Source organism: Flintibacter sp. P01028, assembly GCF_041925235.1.
In the GTDB taxonomy this organism is placed as follows: domain Bacteria; phylum Bacillota; class Clostridia; order Oscillospirales; family Oscillospiraceae; genus Lawsonibacter; species Lawsonibacter aceti.
This window is the reverse complement of record NZ_JBHEVC010000006.1, coordinates 148,921-163,092: the sequence shown is the minus strand read 5'-3', so window position 1 is coordinate 163,092 and position 14,172 is coordinate 148,921. Positions and strand designations below refer to the sequence as shown.

General features: G+C 55.4%; 13 protein-coding genes. All 13 read left to right on the top strand.

Annotated features, from left to right (window positions below; all coding sequences use genetic code 11):
- The first annotated feature begins 6 nt into the window (after window positions 1-6).
- The gene (locus tag ACEVJK_RS11035) at window positions 7-876 is read left to right on the top strand and encodes an NADAR family protein (RefSeq protein ID WP_262670068.1); all 870 of its coding nucleotides are present in this window, start codon (window positions 7-9) and stop codon (window positions 874-876) included.
- A complete protein-coding gene (locus ACEVJK_RS11030; protein WP_240287971.1) occupies window positions 864-1,322 on the top strand; it encodes a C-GCAxxG-C-C family protein in 459 nt (152 codons plus the stop codon). Before ACEVJK_RS11035 ends, ACEVJK_RS11030 begins: the two co-directional genes overlap by 13 nt.
- Before the next feature lie 22 nt (window positions 1,323-1,344).
- Window positions 1,345-1,788 carry an immunity 51 family protein gene (locus ACEVJK_RS11025; RefSeq protein ID WP_262670070.1) on the top strand — a complete coding sequence of 148 codons (444 nt, stop codon included), beginning with the start codon at window positions 1,345-1,347 and terminating at the stop codon, window positions 1,786-1,788.
- Entirely contained in the window at window positions 1,778-2,107 is a 330-nt protein-coding gene (locus ACEVJK_RS11020) for a hypothetical protein (protein ID WP_186853060.1), read from the top strand. The genes ACEVJK_RS11025 and ACEVJK_RS11020 overlap by 11 nt, the downstream gene beginning before the upstream one ends.
- 18 nt (window positions 2,108-2,125) lie before the next feature.
- The gene (locus ACEVJK_RS11015; RefSeq protein ID WP_340405579.1) at window positions 2,126-2,443 is read left to right on the top strand and encodes a DUF6881 domain-containing protein; all 318 of its coding nucleotides are present in this window, start codon (window positions 2,126-2,128) and stop codon (window positions 2,441-2,443) included.
- The gene (locus tag ACEVJK_RS11010) at window positions 2,440-2,850 is read left to right on the top strand and encodes a DUF6966 domain-containing protein (protein ID WP_147571317.1); all 411 of its coding nucleotides are present in this window, start codon (window positions 2,440-2,442) and stop codon (window positions 2,848-2,850) included. The genes ACEVJK_RS11015 and ACEVJK_RS11010 overlap by 4 nt, the downstream gene beginning before the upstream one ends.
- 11 nt (window positions 2,851-2,861) lie before the next feature.
- Window positions 2,862-3,158 carry a hypothetical protein gene (locus tag ACEVJK_RS11005; RefSeq protein ID WP_243201020.1) on the top strand — a complete coding sequence of 99 codons (297 nt, stop codon included), beginning with the start codon at window positions 2,862-2,864 and terminating at the stop codon, window positions 3,156-3,158.
- Window positions 3,159-3,830: 672 nt separating this feature from the next.
- The gene (locus ACEVJK_RS11000; RefSeq protein ID WP_374740645.1) at window positions 3,831-4,805 is read left to right on the top strand and encodes a hypothetical protein; all 975 of its coding nucleotides are present in this window, start codon (window positions 3,831-3,833) and stop codon (window positions 4,803-4,805) included.
- Between the two features lie 15 nt (window positions 4,806-4,820).
- Complete coding sequence (locus ACEVJK_RS10995; RefSeq protein ID WP_240287984.1) at window positions 4,821-5,189, top strand: hypothetical protein; 369 nt, start codon at window positions 4,821-4,823, stop codon at window positions 5,187-5,189.
- Between the two features lie 14 nt (window positions 5,190-5,203).
- The gene (locus tag ACEVJK_RS10990; RefSeq protein ID WP_374740564.1) at window positions 5,204-12,100 is read left to right on the top strand and encodes a DUF2185 domain-containing protein; all 6,897 of its coding nucleotides are present in this window, start codon (window positions 5,204-5,206) and stop codon (window positions 12,098-12,100) included.
- A complete protein-coding gene (locus ACEVJK_RS10985) occupies window positions 12,097-12,408 on the top strand; it encodes a DUF4253 domain-containing protein (RefSeq protein WP_374740563.1) in 312 nt (103 codons plus the stop codon). The genes ACEVJK_RS10990 and ACEVJK_RS10985 overlap by 4 nt, the downstream gene beginning before the upstream one ends.
- 45 nt (window positions 12,409-12,453) lie before the next feature.
- Window positions 12,454-13,227, top strand: a complete 774-nt coding sequence (locus tag ACEVJK_RS10980) for a hypothetical protein (protein WP_340405576.1) — start codon at window positions 12,454-12,456, stop codon at window positions 13,225-13,227.
- Window positions 13,228-13,300: 73 nt separating this feature from the next.
- Complete coding sequence (locus ACEVJK_RS10975) at window positions 13,301-14,164, top strand: CbrC family protein (protein ID WP_374740562.1); 864 nt, start codon at window positions 13,301-13,303, stop codon at window positions 14,162-14,164.
- Window positions 14,165-14,172: the final 8 nt, after the last annotated feature.

Genomic DNA, 14,172 nt, shown 5'->3' with positions numbered 1-14,172 from the left:
AATCCTATGGCACTACAAGATAAGAAAATCATGCCTCCCCCCTGGCTGGCCCACCGGGAGATCGAGCGATACTCCATTGGCTGGCGCATGGGCTATGGGGAGGATTACATATACCGATTTGGCGATTGGCTGGACACTCTCTCGCCGGAGGAGCGGGCGGAATACCGCGCCCTCTTCCCCGAACCGATGACCTGGAAGGGCTGGTGGGATAACGAGGACAGCAGCGAGGTGCTGGAGCATGGCGGCTTCTTTGTGGAGGTGTGGCAGCCGGAGGGCCAGCCCAAGTACACCCGGCAGTGGCTCCAGCAGGAGTTTGCCGCCGGGAGAACGCAAGAGCTGTGCCTGTTCTGGGGCCATCAGCCTGCTGAGGACGGCCAGCTGACAAAAAGCTGCCTCAGCCAGTGGTGGATGGAGGACTTCTATACGATGGCTGACTCCTACCTCTGCATGGAGCAGTATATGATGGCAGGCAAAGCCGGGCTATTTGGGGATAGTGAAATCCGGGAGCAGATTTTGAAATGCAGCGATCCTAAACAGATCAAGGCCCTGGGCCGCAAGGTGCGGAGCTTTGACCAGAAGGTATGGGACAAGTTCAAGTACGCCATCGTGCTGCTTGGCAACTGGTACAAATTCAGTCAAAATCGGGAGCTGAGAGAGTTTCTCCTCTCCACCGGGGGCAGCGTGCTGGTGGAGGCCAGCCCCTACGATAATATCTGGGGCATCCGGCTCCCAGCCAGCTCCCCGGAGGCCCAGGACCCCATGAAGTGGCGTGGACAAAACCTGCTTGGCTTTGCGCTGATGGAGGTACGGGACGAACTGCGCCGGGTGACGCAGAATGAAATGCTTTGCGATTGGAGTACAGTATGGGAACAATGAAACTCTACGAACTGGTCAACCACTACCACATCGGCACAGACCTGACCTGTGCCGAGGCGATGTTTCTGGCTTGCAATGAATATTACCATCTGAATTTATCCGAGGAAACCCGGAAGATGTTCTCCGTCATGGGCCTTGGGATGCAGACTGAGCAGTCCTGCTGCGGCGCTTTTACCGTGGCGGTGGGGATCATCGGTCTGACGACCGCCAAAGAGGGCCAGACGGATGTGGACAACATGGAAGGCTACCAGATGATCGCTGAATTGACGGAGTTTATGCTGGGCTTCTACGGAACGCTCCACTGTATCGAGCTGCAAAAGCTGGAGATCGTGGGATACGAAAATCCCTGCCACGCCATTGTGGAGGCGCTGGCCAAAAAGCTGGAGGAGCTGCTGGCGGGCCGCAGGATCTTCCGCCCGACAAACGGGGGGCAGATCGGTTCCTGATATGCCGGAAAAGGAGAACACCATGAAAGACCTTTGCCAATACGGAAATAGGCAGGATAATGAATGGGAAATCCTGCCCTGGATACCTGATCCGCGCCCGCCATTCAAAATTTGGGTGAAACCAGAGCAGATCGCGCCATTCTTTCTCATTCCCCACCACCCCTATGCGATTTCCCTTCTGCTGAAGATCAGCGACGGATTCCGAACAGAGGCATTCCGGCGGCTGGGACTGACTGGCAGCAGCGGGGACTGGGAGCGGCTGGTCCGGGGCGTGATCCGAGAGTTTGAGGAAAACAACAGCGGCGTGGATCTGTTTCACTTCGACTCCGACGAAGATGTGTTCTGCGTGTACTCCTTGTACATCGACGATTTGATGCTGCTGTCCAAGATGATCCGGGCGGTCTGTGACAATGAAAAAACAATGCGGACTTATCTGGGCATAGGAGAGGTGGAACATGAGAAATAAGGAGCAGGAGCTCGCATGGCAAAAAGTAATAGAAGCCTGCATAGAGGATGTAAAACACCACTTCACTGACATCCAGCAGGCCGTCGAATTTGGCTGGTACATCCAGTCGGACAACTACTTTGTGTCCTATATTTTTGCCACTGACGCACAATTAAAAGCGGCACAGCAGAGCGGTCTGACGGAACAGATCAATTCCTATCACAGAGAGCAACTGATAAAGCGTCATTACCCCATTGAGGGAATCAAGGACTGCACCTTTGCCTCTCAGGAGGAATGTGACCGGGAATTTGGCGGGAATTGGTATTACTATTTCAAATGATAGGATGAGGGCATCAAGATGATTGAATACATCAAGCTCTTTTGGGAGGGCGCACCGGGGGAAGAACCGCCGGTTATCCTCTATGAAGTGGATACAGAAAATGAGCGGCTGGCCCTCCGTTCCATTGACATCTTTGCGGATGGCAGCACCCGCAACATCCCTGACCTTTACGACGGTGCTATCGAGATCACGCCGATTCCCACCGTGGAGGAATTGAACACCCATGTCTGGGGCGAGGAGTTCCACGCCTGCGTCATAGAGAAAGCGGAATTTGAGGCTATCTGGCAGAATCACACCTACAATGAAGAATTAAAGGGGACGGGAGAAATTGGATGAAACAGACCGATATTTATACCGAGGCTCTAATCTGTCTGCGGTCGATTTTACAGACGGACCACCCGGAATTCAAAAACTGGATCGACTGGCTGGAGCGGGATATTGAGGACTGGACCCAGCGGCGGGAGGTCGCCCACCATCTTCAGGCATACGGCGGCATGGGTTCCTTCAACGACCTGCCCAGTATGCGTGGAAATCATGACTATATTTTCGACTTTCTCAAGTCCGTGTGCTATGCCTTCGGCCATCTTTATGGCAAACGGGAAGGCATTTCTCCAGAAGCGTTGATGAAAGAATGTGTCCATGATGCCGAACAAGCATCTTATCACCCCCGTAAAGAGCTGAACCAAGCCATTGCCCAGCACTTGATGCAGGGCGATTTGCAAGAGAATCTGAATCGGATGTAGGAGGACAAACGATGGTTCAAGCGTGGCGCAAGGTGAATTTTGGCACTGGAACAGTTACCTTTTTGGATGACACACAAAAAGAAGATATGCTGCAAGTGGAATATCCAAACGGATTTTTGTTGGATATGGGCTGGTATCAGGACAGATACATCATTTCCATCATTCATAATTTTGATTGGACGCATCCAGTCAAGCGGTATGAAGCGGCAGATAGGGATCAACTTCCTGCGCTGTTGACAGAGGCGGCTCACAGTGTAGAACGGGCATCTCAAAATGACAAAGTGGAGAAATGGCGCAAAGAATCGTGAGGTAAGCGTATGGCAAAAGACATCAGGGAGTGCCTGCTGGAGCAGGCAAGAAAATTTCATCAGTGGCAGGAAATCACTTATCCCGGAAAAACCGCCGAGGAGATTGGCGGTGCGTGGGAAGTCGATTATCCATACTGGAATGACACTTACAGCGCCTTTTGCCATGTGTTGACCCAAACGGATGCAGAAACGGCAGACAGCGTCCTGCTGGATGAGATGGTCTATCTGATCGCCAGGGCCAACGAAGCGGAGGGGTTTATACAGGAGACCACTTTCCATCCCAAATGGTTCGAGTGCCTCTGCCGCAGGGCCGCAGCCTCCAATGAGAGTGAGGCCAAGTGGCAGTTTGCCGCCTATCTGCCGGAATGCTCATGTAGTCAGAAAGTCAGGGATATAATTATGGATTTCGCAAAGGACCCCAATGAATATGTGAGCCGTCGGGCACTTTTGGCGATGCCCGCTCTGCGTCCCGATTGTGTGGAACAATTTGCTCCGCTGTTTTGGGAGCGCAACTGTTACTCTCCTGAACTTCAGGAATACCAGCGGATCGCTGTTCTGATTTCGCTGGACGCCATCCATTCCGACCTGCTTCCACAATACTTGGAGCGGGCCAAGCAGGATGGTCGGAGCTATCTGCTGGAACACGCAAAACGAATCGAAGGAGGACTTGCCATGAACGAAAAACTGTCCCGTCCCCAATTCAATCAAATGGAAACCACCGAGAAGCAGGCACTGATGGAACGCCTGGCTGCTCGTTATACTATGACCTTTCTCGGTCTACATACTTTTGACCGCTGGGGCCAGAGCTGCACCACCGGTATCTTCGAGAAAGATGGCCGGGAGTTCGTCTTTGTCCCAGGCGATACCATCACCCTGGGCTGGGAGCAGTTTGCCGTGGGGCTGAATCAGGAGAGCCGGGAGGAGTTGGAGTACCTGTTTCAGGAGTGGGAGATGGAACCGCAGAACCCGGAGGAGATGGTCCGGGAAAGCATGGCTCCCGTTCGGCAGGCGGCCATTGGCCCCATGCTGGTGGGCCGGGAGCTGGAGGAACTCTGCTGGGAGCCGGTCAAGATGGACGATCCCAGGCTGACTGCCCACCCTGACTGGCTGGAGAAGTTCCGTGATTTTGCCTGGAGCGACCTTGACAGTCTTACCTTGCACCAGTCGGCTCGCATAGAACGGACAGAAGATGGATTTCAGACCTGGATCTATAGCCGCACAGACTACGATGCGCTTCTTGCCGGGCTGGAACAGCAGGGGCTTTCGCTGCCCACGGCGGACGAGTGGGCCTACCTGTGTGGCGGCGGGTGCCGCACCCTGTTCCCCTGGGGGGATGGAATGGACTACTCCATGCACCTGCACCACTTTGAAAGCCCAGAGGATGAGGACAAACCCTTCGATATGGAGGAACCCAACTTCTTCGGCCTGTCCATCGCCTACGATCCCTATATGCGGGAAGTGGTGCAGGCTGATAGACTTACCACCTGCGGCGGTGATGGCGGGCGCAGCATCTGCGGCGGACTGGGAATCTTTCTCGGTTTCCTGCCCTGTTCTCCCCACTGTAAGCCGGAAGTGCAGGAGGACAAGGAACTGAACGGAGATTATGACTTTTATCGGCCCATTATCCGGGTGGAGTTTGATGGATAGACCGGAGTGATACGAATGGAAAAAGAGAATCTTGTTTGCCCCTCCTGTGGTCAGTTGGCGGCACAGATGAAGGAGGACGGCAGCATCTCCCACCGCCAATATGACCAGCTTCTCCAGAAACTCATGGAACTGGAGCGGCAAGGTGACATGGAACTGTTCGCCGGTGACTGCCCACTGGAGGATACCGGCGCGGTGCTGGACGCTGAACAGCACTATACCGCCTGCCACTATATGCAGTGCCGCAGCTGCGGAGCCCTCTACTTTGTGGGAGCCTGCATCCGGGGTGCGCCGGTCTTTCGGCAGGTGGCAGACATCAGAAAGGAAAAACTGGACACCCGGCTGTGGGGCCGATGTGGAACCTACTACTTACAGAAAAAAGACTGAAGGAGGCGTGACAGATGTATATCAAAAAATACTGGGGCAACTTTATGGGAGGCTCGGATGACAGCCTGAACCTTGTGGCATTTTTAGAGGACCAGAAAAAGGAGGAGATCCCCCTCAGCGAGATTTTTGCCAAGATTGGGCTGGACAAGCAGACCTGGGACTTCCGCCAGACTGTGGAGTATCTGGAATTCACCCACTCCAATGGCGTGGAGATGGACTTTCATTTCGCCATTGATGTGGTCACCGATCTGGCCGCCGTCCTGCTGGAGTGCAGCATCAGCGGCGGCGTAGACCTCCACGACCTGGATTCGTACCACACCCCCCATCGCCGCATCCGCGTCACCGCCACGCCGGAGGAGCACGACGCCATGAACAAGGCCCTGGCGGATTTTGCGCAGAACCCGCTGGAATATGACCTCAGTGAGATGATGGACGACGAGGAGATCCAGGAGATGGCTCGGGATGTGGAGGCCCTGCGGAAGGAGCTGTATGAGTCCGCCGGCCGCAACCGCAGCTACCATGTGAAAGCGGAGGATGTGAAACATCTGCTTCCCGACTGGGAGGGCGCCGATGGCTGCATCGCCACCAACCGTATCACGGTGGAGGGCTGCAAGGTTGGCTACTGCTACCGTGAGGAGCCGGACGGCGACTGGGACAGCGGCTGGCGCTTCACCGCTGGTGACGAGAGCGAGGCGTACATGGACGACCCCAACAATGCCGGGATCTACAAGCTGAATACGATCTGCAACGACGATCCCGACATCATCCCTCTGCTGAACACCCCCGCTCCCTGCGCCTTTGAGCGGGATGAGCATGGTGTGTTCCAGCAGATCAAAGACTGGAAACCGGAACAGGACGAGGAGGAGCCTGATATGGACATTTTGAAGCAGTGCCAGAAGTGGAATGAAAACGACGAATATCAGAAGATCATTGACGCGCTGGAGGCCATCCCCGCCCAGGAGCGCACCCCTGAGGAGGACAGCGAGCTGGCCCGGGCTTATAACAATTTGGCAGACCCATATAAGCCAGGTGGCAAGGATATGCTCAAGAAGGCCATCGCCCTGCTAAAGCCCCACGCGGAATATTTCGAGGGCGACCACTGCTGGAACTTCCGCATGGGTTACTCCTACTTTTATCTGGATCAGGAGGGCCGGGCTCTGCGATATTTTGAAAAGGCATTGGAAGCCCGCCCCGGTGACGAGGACACCATAGAACTGATCGACTGGTGCAGGAGGGGCATTTCCTTGCCCCAGTTCTCGGAGTGCTTCCGAGAGCGGACAGAGAACTGGTGGGAAACCTTTGCCGAAATGGAAGCACAGCTGCGCCGGATGATGGATGAGGACAAAGATCACACCCGCGGCGCAGAACTCGTGGACCAAATGGAGGAAACCCTGAATCTGGTCTTTGATGAGATCTCTTTCGAGATGGGTTTCAATGGCGAAAAGCATGAGCTGATCCTCACCCCGGAGGGGGATAAGGTCAAGCTGTTTGAGCTGGTCTACTTCCAGAAGCACGCCCCCAAGGAGGTGCTGGAACACTGGAACATCCTGGTAGGCCGTCAACCCCTCCAGAACATCGGCCTTCGCACCGAGGATGGCTGGGAGATTTCCGGAGAGGATGTGCAGCTCTGGCTAGAGGAGCAGGGGGGGAACAGCTTCGCCATCTCCGTCTACTGTGAAAAGCTACTGCCCATGCTCCGGGAGGAGGAAGGCCGGGCCTGGTGGATGCTCACCACCCTCACCGATCAGGTGCTGGGTGAGATCCCCCACATGAGATACATAGACAGCTTTGATGTGCTGGAGGAACCCAAGGCAGAGCCGTCCATTCTTATGTCCCAGCTGCCCGACAATCTGAAGGAGCGGGGCCTGGAACTCTCCACCGATCCGGAAGCCTATCTGGAGAGCTATCTTGGCTACGAAATGAAACCCAAGCAGGACCCGGACGCTGACTGGCGGCTGGATGTGATGGCCGGTTCCACCTGCTGTGTGCCCCTGATCAACGGCTATCTGAATGCCGACAATGATTTTATGGACGATCTCCATGCCGACGGCGCGGTGGCGGGCTTCTTCTGCTATCCTCTGGATACCCTGCGGGAGGAGGAAGGAACGGAGAAGATCTTCGACTTCCGGGACAAGCTGGAGGAAGTGCTCACCGCCGGGGACGGCCCGGAGGTGCTCACCCTCACCGGCGGAGCCACCGGCCTCTACTGCGGCTATGTGGACTTCATCGCCTGGGACATCCGAGAGGCACTGAACATGGCGAAAGCGTTCTTTGAGGACAGCGACATCCCCTGGGCCAGCTTCCACACCTTCCGCCGTGAGGCAGGTACAGTGAGCCTGAAAACGCCGCCCGAGGAGCCGGATGACAAGGAAGAGGAGGACGAATTGGACGAAACCCTGACAGGCATGGACTATATCCCTTACACCCCCCAGAACGCCGAAGCATTCTTCACTCAGCTGGAGCAGTGGAACGATGAGGACGAGTACACCCGCTGTATTCAGGCATTGAATGCCATCCCGAAGGACTGGCGGAACTACCGCACCGCCTACGCCCTGGCCCGGGCGCTGGAAAACTATGCCATCATCGGGGACCATGACGAGGGCACCCCCAACTACAAGGGGGACAAGGCCCTGCTGCGGGCCATCGAAGTATTGGAGTCCGTCCGGGAGGAGGGCCAGGACAAGGCGGAGTGGAATATGCGGATGGCCTATGGCTATCAGTATCTCCACGCGTGTGAGGAAAAGGCCATCCCCTACGCCCAGCGTTGGGCGGAGCTGGACCCAGAGGACGAAAATGCCCCGGCGGTGATCCGGGAGTGTAAGGCAGAGATTCGGAAACGCCAGCGCAGCCGGAACAAGAAGGCCAAATTCGTGCCTGGTGATACTCCATTTGAGGGCTTCGACCTCACCAACTTCTGGGATGATAATTGGTATGCACTGAAAGAATATGTCAGTGACCCGCCTTCCGATGAGCTGATTGCCAGCGTGGAGGAGGAACTGGGCTACAAGCTGCCCGCCGCCTACATCTGGCTGATGAAGCAGCACAACGGCGGCATCCCAGTGAACACCTGCTATCCCTGCGATGAGCCCACCTGCTGGGCAGATGACCATGTGGCCATCACCGGCATTTTCGGCATCGGGCGTGAAAAGAGCTGCTCCCTCTGCGGAGAGCTGGGCAGCCAGTTTATGATCGATGAGTGGGAGTATCCCGCCATCGGCGTGGCCATCTGCGACTGTCCCAGCGCCGGACACGATATGATTTTTCTGGACTACCGGGCCTGCGGCCCCCAGGGAGAGCCTGCGGTGGTCCATGTAGATCAGGAAAATGACTATAAAATCACCCATCTGGCAGACAGCTTTGAGGAATTTATCCGGGGCCTGGAACATGAATCCCTGTATGATCCGGATAAAGAAGATACAGACGATCTCGACGAGGAAGATGACGCTGACGGGGAGGAAAACAGCCACACAGGCGTCTTCACCGGCTTTGTCCTCCTGTCCAAGGCAGAATGGGATAAAGAGCAGTTCATCCGGGACATGAAGGAAAAGTGGGACATCACCGTGGATGAATACGACGCCAGCGAGGAAAAGGACGATGACGCCCTGGTGTTTGAAGTAGGCGATATGCTGGCCGCCGTCAGCCTGGCCTCCTCTCCTATCCCCGGTGGTGAGGCTGAGGTAAATGCGGAAAACAACTATATGTGGGAGGATGCAGTCCAAGTGGCCAAGGAACACCGTGGCCACATCATGGTAGCGGTTCTGGGCAAGGAGGAGAAAGTTCTGGAGAAGGGCAAGCTGTTCACCAAGATGGTGGCCGCCTGCTGCCGCCAGAAATATGCCACCGGCATCTACACCAGCGGCGTGGTATTTGAGCCCCGGTTCTATGAGGGTTTTGCCGATATGCTCAAAGAGGACGAACTGCCCATCTTCAACTGGGTCTGGTTCGGTCTGTACCAGAGCGAGGGCGGCTTGAACGGCTACACCTACGGTATGGATGTGTTCGGCAAGGAGGAGATGGAGGTGCTGAATGCCGACGCTGAGCCGGGGGATCTGCGGGACTTTTTGGCCAGCCTTGCCTCCTATGTGCTGGCATGTGATGTCACGCTGAAGGATGGCGAAACCATCGGCTTTTCCGCGGATGATAAGCACACCATCACCCGCAGCCCCGGAGTCTCTCTGCCGGAGGAGCAGATGACCCTGAAAATCAGCTGGGAGCCGCTGGATGACGGCCCGGATGATGACGGCGGGGACGGTCCGGAGGGTGAAGGACCTCAGGATGAGGAGCCCGGCCAGCCCGAGACAGGTTCCCTCCTTTCAGCGGAGGATATCGAAGTTTTGGAGTCCTTTGATGACGGTGCATCGGGCTATTTCGGGAAAATGATTCAGTGGCTGGATAACTTTATTAAACAAGGCATTCAGGAAGGAAGATTTACAGAACAACAGGCCCGTCAGGATCTTCAAATCGCCCTGTGGTACTCCTTCGCTTACAACAATCTGGACTCCTACCGCTGCTACTGCAAGGCAGCGGAGTGGATGAAGGACTCGGAACAGAACGCCAAAGGCTGCGCTGCTTGGTACTACCGCTACTCTGTGGCCCTCATGTACTGCGGGAAACTGAATGAGGCCATGGAATATGCCGAAAAAGGCGCTCGGGAGGAACCAGACTACCCCTGGGTGTGGCTTCAGGTGGGCAAGCTGCGGGCCCACTTTGGAGATAAAGCCGGGGCTTTGGAGGCGGTGGAGCGGGGCCTTGCCATAGAACCCGGAGACCACGAATTTACCGTCTTACGGGAAGAGATCGAAACCGGTGCCACCCTGGAACAGATGGAGTATCACTGGATCAACCCGGATCTGGATCGGAAACTCCAGATGGGGTTGGATGAGGACGCTGATGACAAGCAGCGCTCCATTTCCTGCATCACGGTCAGTCAGAAGGGGCTGGAGGACTTCTGGAAGATATTCGGCCCTAAGCCGGAGGAATACGAACCAAATAATCCCTTCACCCATTTCCCTTACAAGAATATGGATCTGGTATTCCAGATGAACGAGGGCGGCATGTCCAAACTGAGCCCAGAATGGCTGTGGAAACTAAAAGGTTGGCTGGATAGCGGGGACTGGCTGGAGCGAAAACACCCGGACGGCAGGGTTGCCCGCCTGGACACAGTATTGGTTGGGCTGGACTGCCGCATCGGTCTTCTTTACAAGTTGACGGATCAGGAGGAATACTTCCAAATTTTTATCAATCCAGATGGCACGGAGCAGACAGACACCCTCTGGTCCTCGGAAGGAGGCAGCCAGCCCGAGGTCTACACCGAGGAGGAGATGGAGGCCGTCGAGGGGCACATCCAGCAGTATTTCGGCAAGTTCGAGAATGTGTTCCACGAGCTGGTTTCCCCCGACATCCATGTGGACATCTGCGTGGTGCCGCCCTCTGAGGAGCGGGATTACTACACCCTGGTCACCATGGGCATGGGCGCTCACCGGATGAATGTGCCGGAGGAGCTGGCGGAGTACAAGCTGGAGCGGGCGGAGCTGGCTATTGCCCTGCCTGCGGACTGGAAGCTGGATCAGGAGTCCATGAAAGACGAAAAGTGGTACTGGCCCATTCGTCTGCTGAAAGTGCTGGCCCGCCTGCCCATTGTCAGCGATACCTGGCTGGGCTTCGGCCACACCATGGACAATGAGGAGGACTTTGCAAAGGGCACAGACCTGTGCGCCGCCATCCTGACTGGCCCCCAGGGTACGGAGGACGACAGCGAGGTCCGCACCCTGCCGGGCGGCGAGGAGGTCAACTTCTATCAGGTGATCCCCCTCTACCGGGATGAGTTGGACTATAAGATGGCCCATGACGCAGACGCTCTGCTGGACAAGATGAACGGCATCAGTTTTGTCGTAAACCCCACCCGCCAGGATGCTGTCACTCGTGGCACCCTTTCCAATGATGATTTTGACGGTGAGATGTACAATGTCTCCTATCATATCGAGAGTATTGAGGAGAAGGGGCTACCCATTGACCCCATAAATGCTTATAACCTCTTTGCCATTTACCTGCGCTGGTGCATAGAGCATGATCTGATGGGCGAGGACTTCCTGAACGAATATGGCGAAGTGGCCAAACAGGTCAAAGCCGACCCTGCCAGTGTGGATCTGCGAGCGTTTATTCGGGACAAACTGAACGGGCAGATTATGGTTCCGATGTTCAATCAGATTGGGCGAGCATTTACTTCTTACTACTATGGCAAACCTGATAGCCCCAATTTCCCCCGTGACATTGAAAACTATGCCTTGGAATATCTCGGCCCAGAAAAGTATTACTCCGATGAGTTCCAGTTTAAGGCCCCACTGTTTATCCCCTTTGACGAGGACTACTACCAGGCCATGGCAAAGGTGATCGAGGAACGCTTCACCAACTGGCAGGGACAGGACTTCGACGAGGACACACTGGAACCCTCCAAGGTGGCTGATGCTTTGATGGAGTATCTGGACTGTGAATGCACCTATTTCCCCTCCATGTCGGACGACGACCCCATCATGTCGGCATACAGTTATGCCAAACGGAAAAGTGTCAAAGAGGGCTTTGTGCCCGTGCTCATCCGGGCGGATGACGAAACGCTGTTGGAGTGCCTGGTGATGAACGCTGACCCGGAGCATGATGCGGATTGCTATGAATTTGACCTCAAAACCGTGGAGGAGTACCGTAAAAAGATGCTCTCCGCCCCCATCAAGGACAGCAAGGCAGTTCTGGAGGAACTGGTCGGCCAGCGTAAAGCGGAGGCCGAGGATGACGATATGGACTGGGATGAGGAAGTCCTGGGCGAGATGGAGGGCGGCTATGACAATGACCGCTTCTCCTGCTATTGGGATTCGGACAGCCACATGACCTATCCTCTCATTCTGGCAAGATCCCAGTGAAGAACCCCTGGGAGATCTTCGCCTACCTGCCCTTTGGAAACTGGAATGAGTGTCCTGACACCCCGGACCTGATGGCAGTGGCGAAATACTGGTTCGAGCAGCATGGTGCCATCCCAGCCGCCATGAGCCACGATGAACTGGAGTTCCTGCTCCCGGCCCCTGTTTCCCAGGAACAGGCTATGGAAGTTGCCGCAGAGCAGTACGGCTTCTGCCCGGACATCGTGGACCAGGAGCAGGATGACCCCACTGTGGGCAATCTGGCGGATGTCCTGCGGCAGTCCACCGTCTGGTACTTCTGGTGGGATTGATGGGCTGTATCGGAATGACAGAATAGCAACGATAGGAGGAACGTTATGAAAAACTTGCAGATACTGATAACGTGCTGTTTCCTGGTACTGCTGACTGCCTGCGGGCGGGAGGGCGGCGGCACGGCCCAAACCCCTGTTGCTTCAGAGGAGATCACAGAGAGTATCACGCAAATGCCGGATGAACAGGAGAGTGAAGCCATGCCGGAAAATATGGAATTGGGGATCACAGTGAACGACGTCTATTATCCGATTCCGGTTTCTTTGAAGCAGTTAACCGAGGATGGGTGGAAAATCAGCGGGCAGACACCCTATTTCCTGGAGCCGTTTGTGGGTGAAGAGTATTACGAAACGCGGGCAGATTGGTCCCTGACAGAGGATGGGCAGGGGATTTTGCCGGGTGGGTCCATCATCCGGCTCCTGGAAAAAGACGGGGTGTTGTTAGAGGTGACCATTACAAACCAGGTGTCCACAGGGTCGGATACGCCACCTCAAAAAATCGAAGATGGTGTGGTAGATTCTATGGTGGTTTTTTATGATGAGAAACACACCAGCATCAAATTGGATAATCAGGAACTGAACCATGTAACCCAGGATTATTTGATTGAGAGGTATCCTTCCAGTGATGGTTGGACTCATCTTCCCAACACATACAGCGATCATCCAGAGTTTGGGATTTCCACAGAATATACCATCGAAAATGATTTGAACCAGTACAACAACAGTATCACGATCTATTTCGATTTGGAGAACAGACCGTTCAAAGTAAGTGTATGGAACGAGACCCCTCTGGACCAGGTGGAGCTGCCCCCACAAACATGACGGGCGGACTCATGTTTCCAGAGAGTGGTCTACGGTTTGGTGCTTCTGGTGGGATTGATGGGAGGTACGCCCGATGACAGAATATCAGAAAACCTACATCGAACTAAAAAAGCAGTTTTCCGCAACCGACGGCGGTCCGGACAGTGTCCGCGCTCTCTATGCCTTTAAGGAGGAACTGGAGCAGAGTGAGGACCGGCAGGCCAAGGAAGTGCTGGTAGATGTGTATGATCTGCTGGACTTCAAGAAGGATGCCTATGAACTGCTCTGCCAAATCGGCAAGCGCTCCGATAAAAAGACCCTCAAGCGGCTGGGCGTCTTGAAGGACTATGTGGAGAGCTGGGGCAACCACTATGCCATCCCCAAGCCCAAAACACCGGAGGAAAAGCAGAAGGAGAAGGAGCGGCGGGCCCAGCTGGGCCTGCCCACCTTCCGGTATCATCCGGACCCTCTGGAAACCGGCGCTTTTGAGGAGTCCGCAGATGGCGTTGTCTGCGACTGCTGCGGCAAGACGACCCGCATTTTCTATACCAATCCGTTCTTTTCTGTGGAGGAAGTTGCGTATCTGTGTCCGGCGTGTATCGCCAGTGGCGAGGCGGCCCGGAAATATGACGGCAGCTTTCAGGACGATTACTCTGTGGATGATGGTGTAGACGATCCGGAGAAGCTGGACGAGCTGATCCACCGCACCCCCGGCTACTCCGGCTGGCAGCAGGAATATTGGCGCGCCCACTGCGGTGACTACTGCGCCTATCTGGGCCATGTGGGAGCCAGAGAGCTGCGGGCACTGGGTGTGCTGGAGGGGGTGCTGGACGACACCATGTGGGACGAGGAACAGAAGGAACTGATTCAGGAATCCGTAAACGGCGGGCATCTGCAATGCTATCTGTTCCAGTGCCTCCACTGCGGAAAGCACCTGGTCTGGATGGATTTTGATTGAGAAGTTTT

Excerpts from the sequence above, each read along its gene's own strand:
- ACEVJK_RS10995 (WP_240287984.1), top strand. The coding sequence starts at position 4,821 with ATGGAAAAAGAGAATCTTGTTTGCCCCTCCTGTGGTCAGTTGGCGGCA.
- ACEVJK_RS11020 (WP_186853060.1), top strand. The coding sequence starts at position 1,778 with ATGAGAAATAAGGAGCAGGAGCTCGCATGGCAAAAAGTAATAGAAGCC.
- ACEVJK_RS11025 (WP_262670070.1), top strand. The coding sequence starts at position 1,345 with ATGAAAGACCTTTGCCAATACGGAAATAGGCAGGATAATGAATGGGAA.
- ACEVJK_RS11000 (WP_374740645.1), top strand. The coding sequence starts at position 3,831 with ATGAACGAAAAACTGTCCCGTCCCCAATTCAATCAAATGGAAACCACC.
- ACEVJK_RS10980 (WP_340405576.1), top strand. The coding sequence starts at position 12,454 with ATGAAAAACTTGCAGATACTGATAACGTGCTGTTTCCTGGTACTGCTG.
- ACEVJK_RS11030 (WP_240287971.1), top strand. The coding sequence starts at position 864 with ATGGGAACAATGAAACTCTACGAACTGGTCAACCACTACCACATCGGC.
- ACEVJK_RS11015 (WP_340405579.1), top strand. The coding sequence starts at position 2,126 with ATGATTGAATACATCAAGCTCTTTTGGGAGGGCGCACCGGGGGAAGAA.
- ACEVJK_RS10990 (WP_374740564.1), top strand. The coding sequence starts at position 5,204 with ATGTATATCAAAAAATACTGGGGCAACTTTATGGGAGGCTCGGATGAC.
- ACEVJK_RS10975 (WP_374740562.1), top strand. The coding sequence starts at position 13,301 with ATGACAGAATATCAGAAAACCTACATCGAACTAAAAAAGCAGTTTTCC.
- ACEVJK_RS11035 (WP_262670068.1), top strand. The coding sequence starts at position 7 with ATGGCACTACAAGATAAGAAAATCATGCCTCCCCCCTGGCTGGCCCAC.
- ACEVJK_RS11010 (WP_147571317.1), top strand. The coding sequence starts at position 2,440 with ATGAAACAGACCGATATTTATACCGAGGCTCTAATCTGTCTGCGGTCG.
- ACEVJK_RS11005 (WP_243201020.1), top strand. The coding sequence starts at position 2,862 with ATGGTTCAAGCGTGGCGCAAGGTGAATTTTGGCACTGGAACAGTTACC.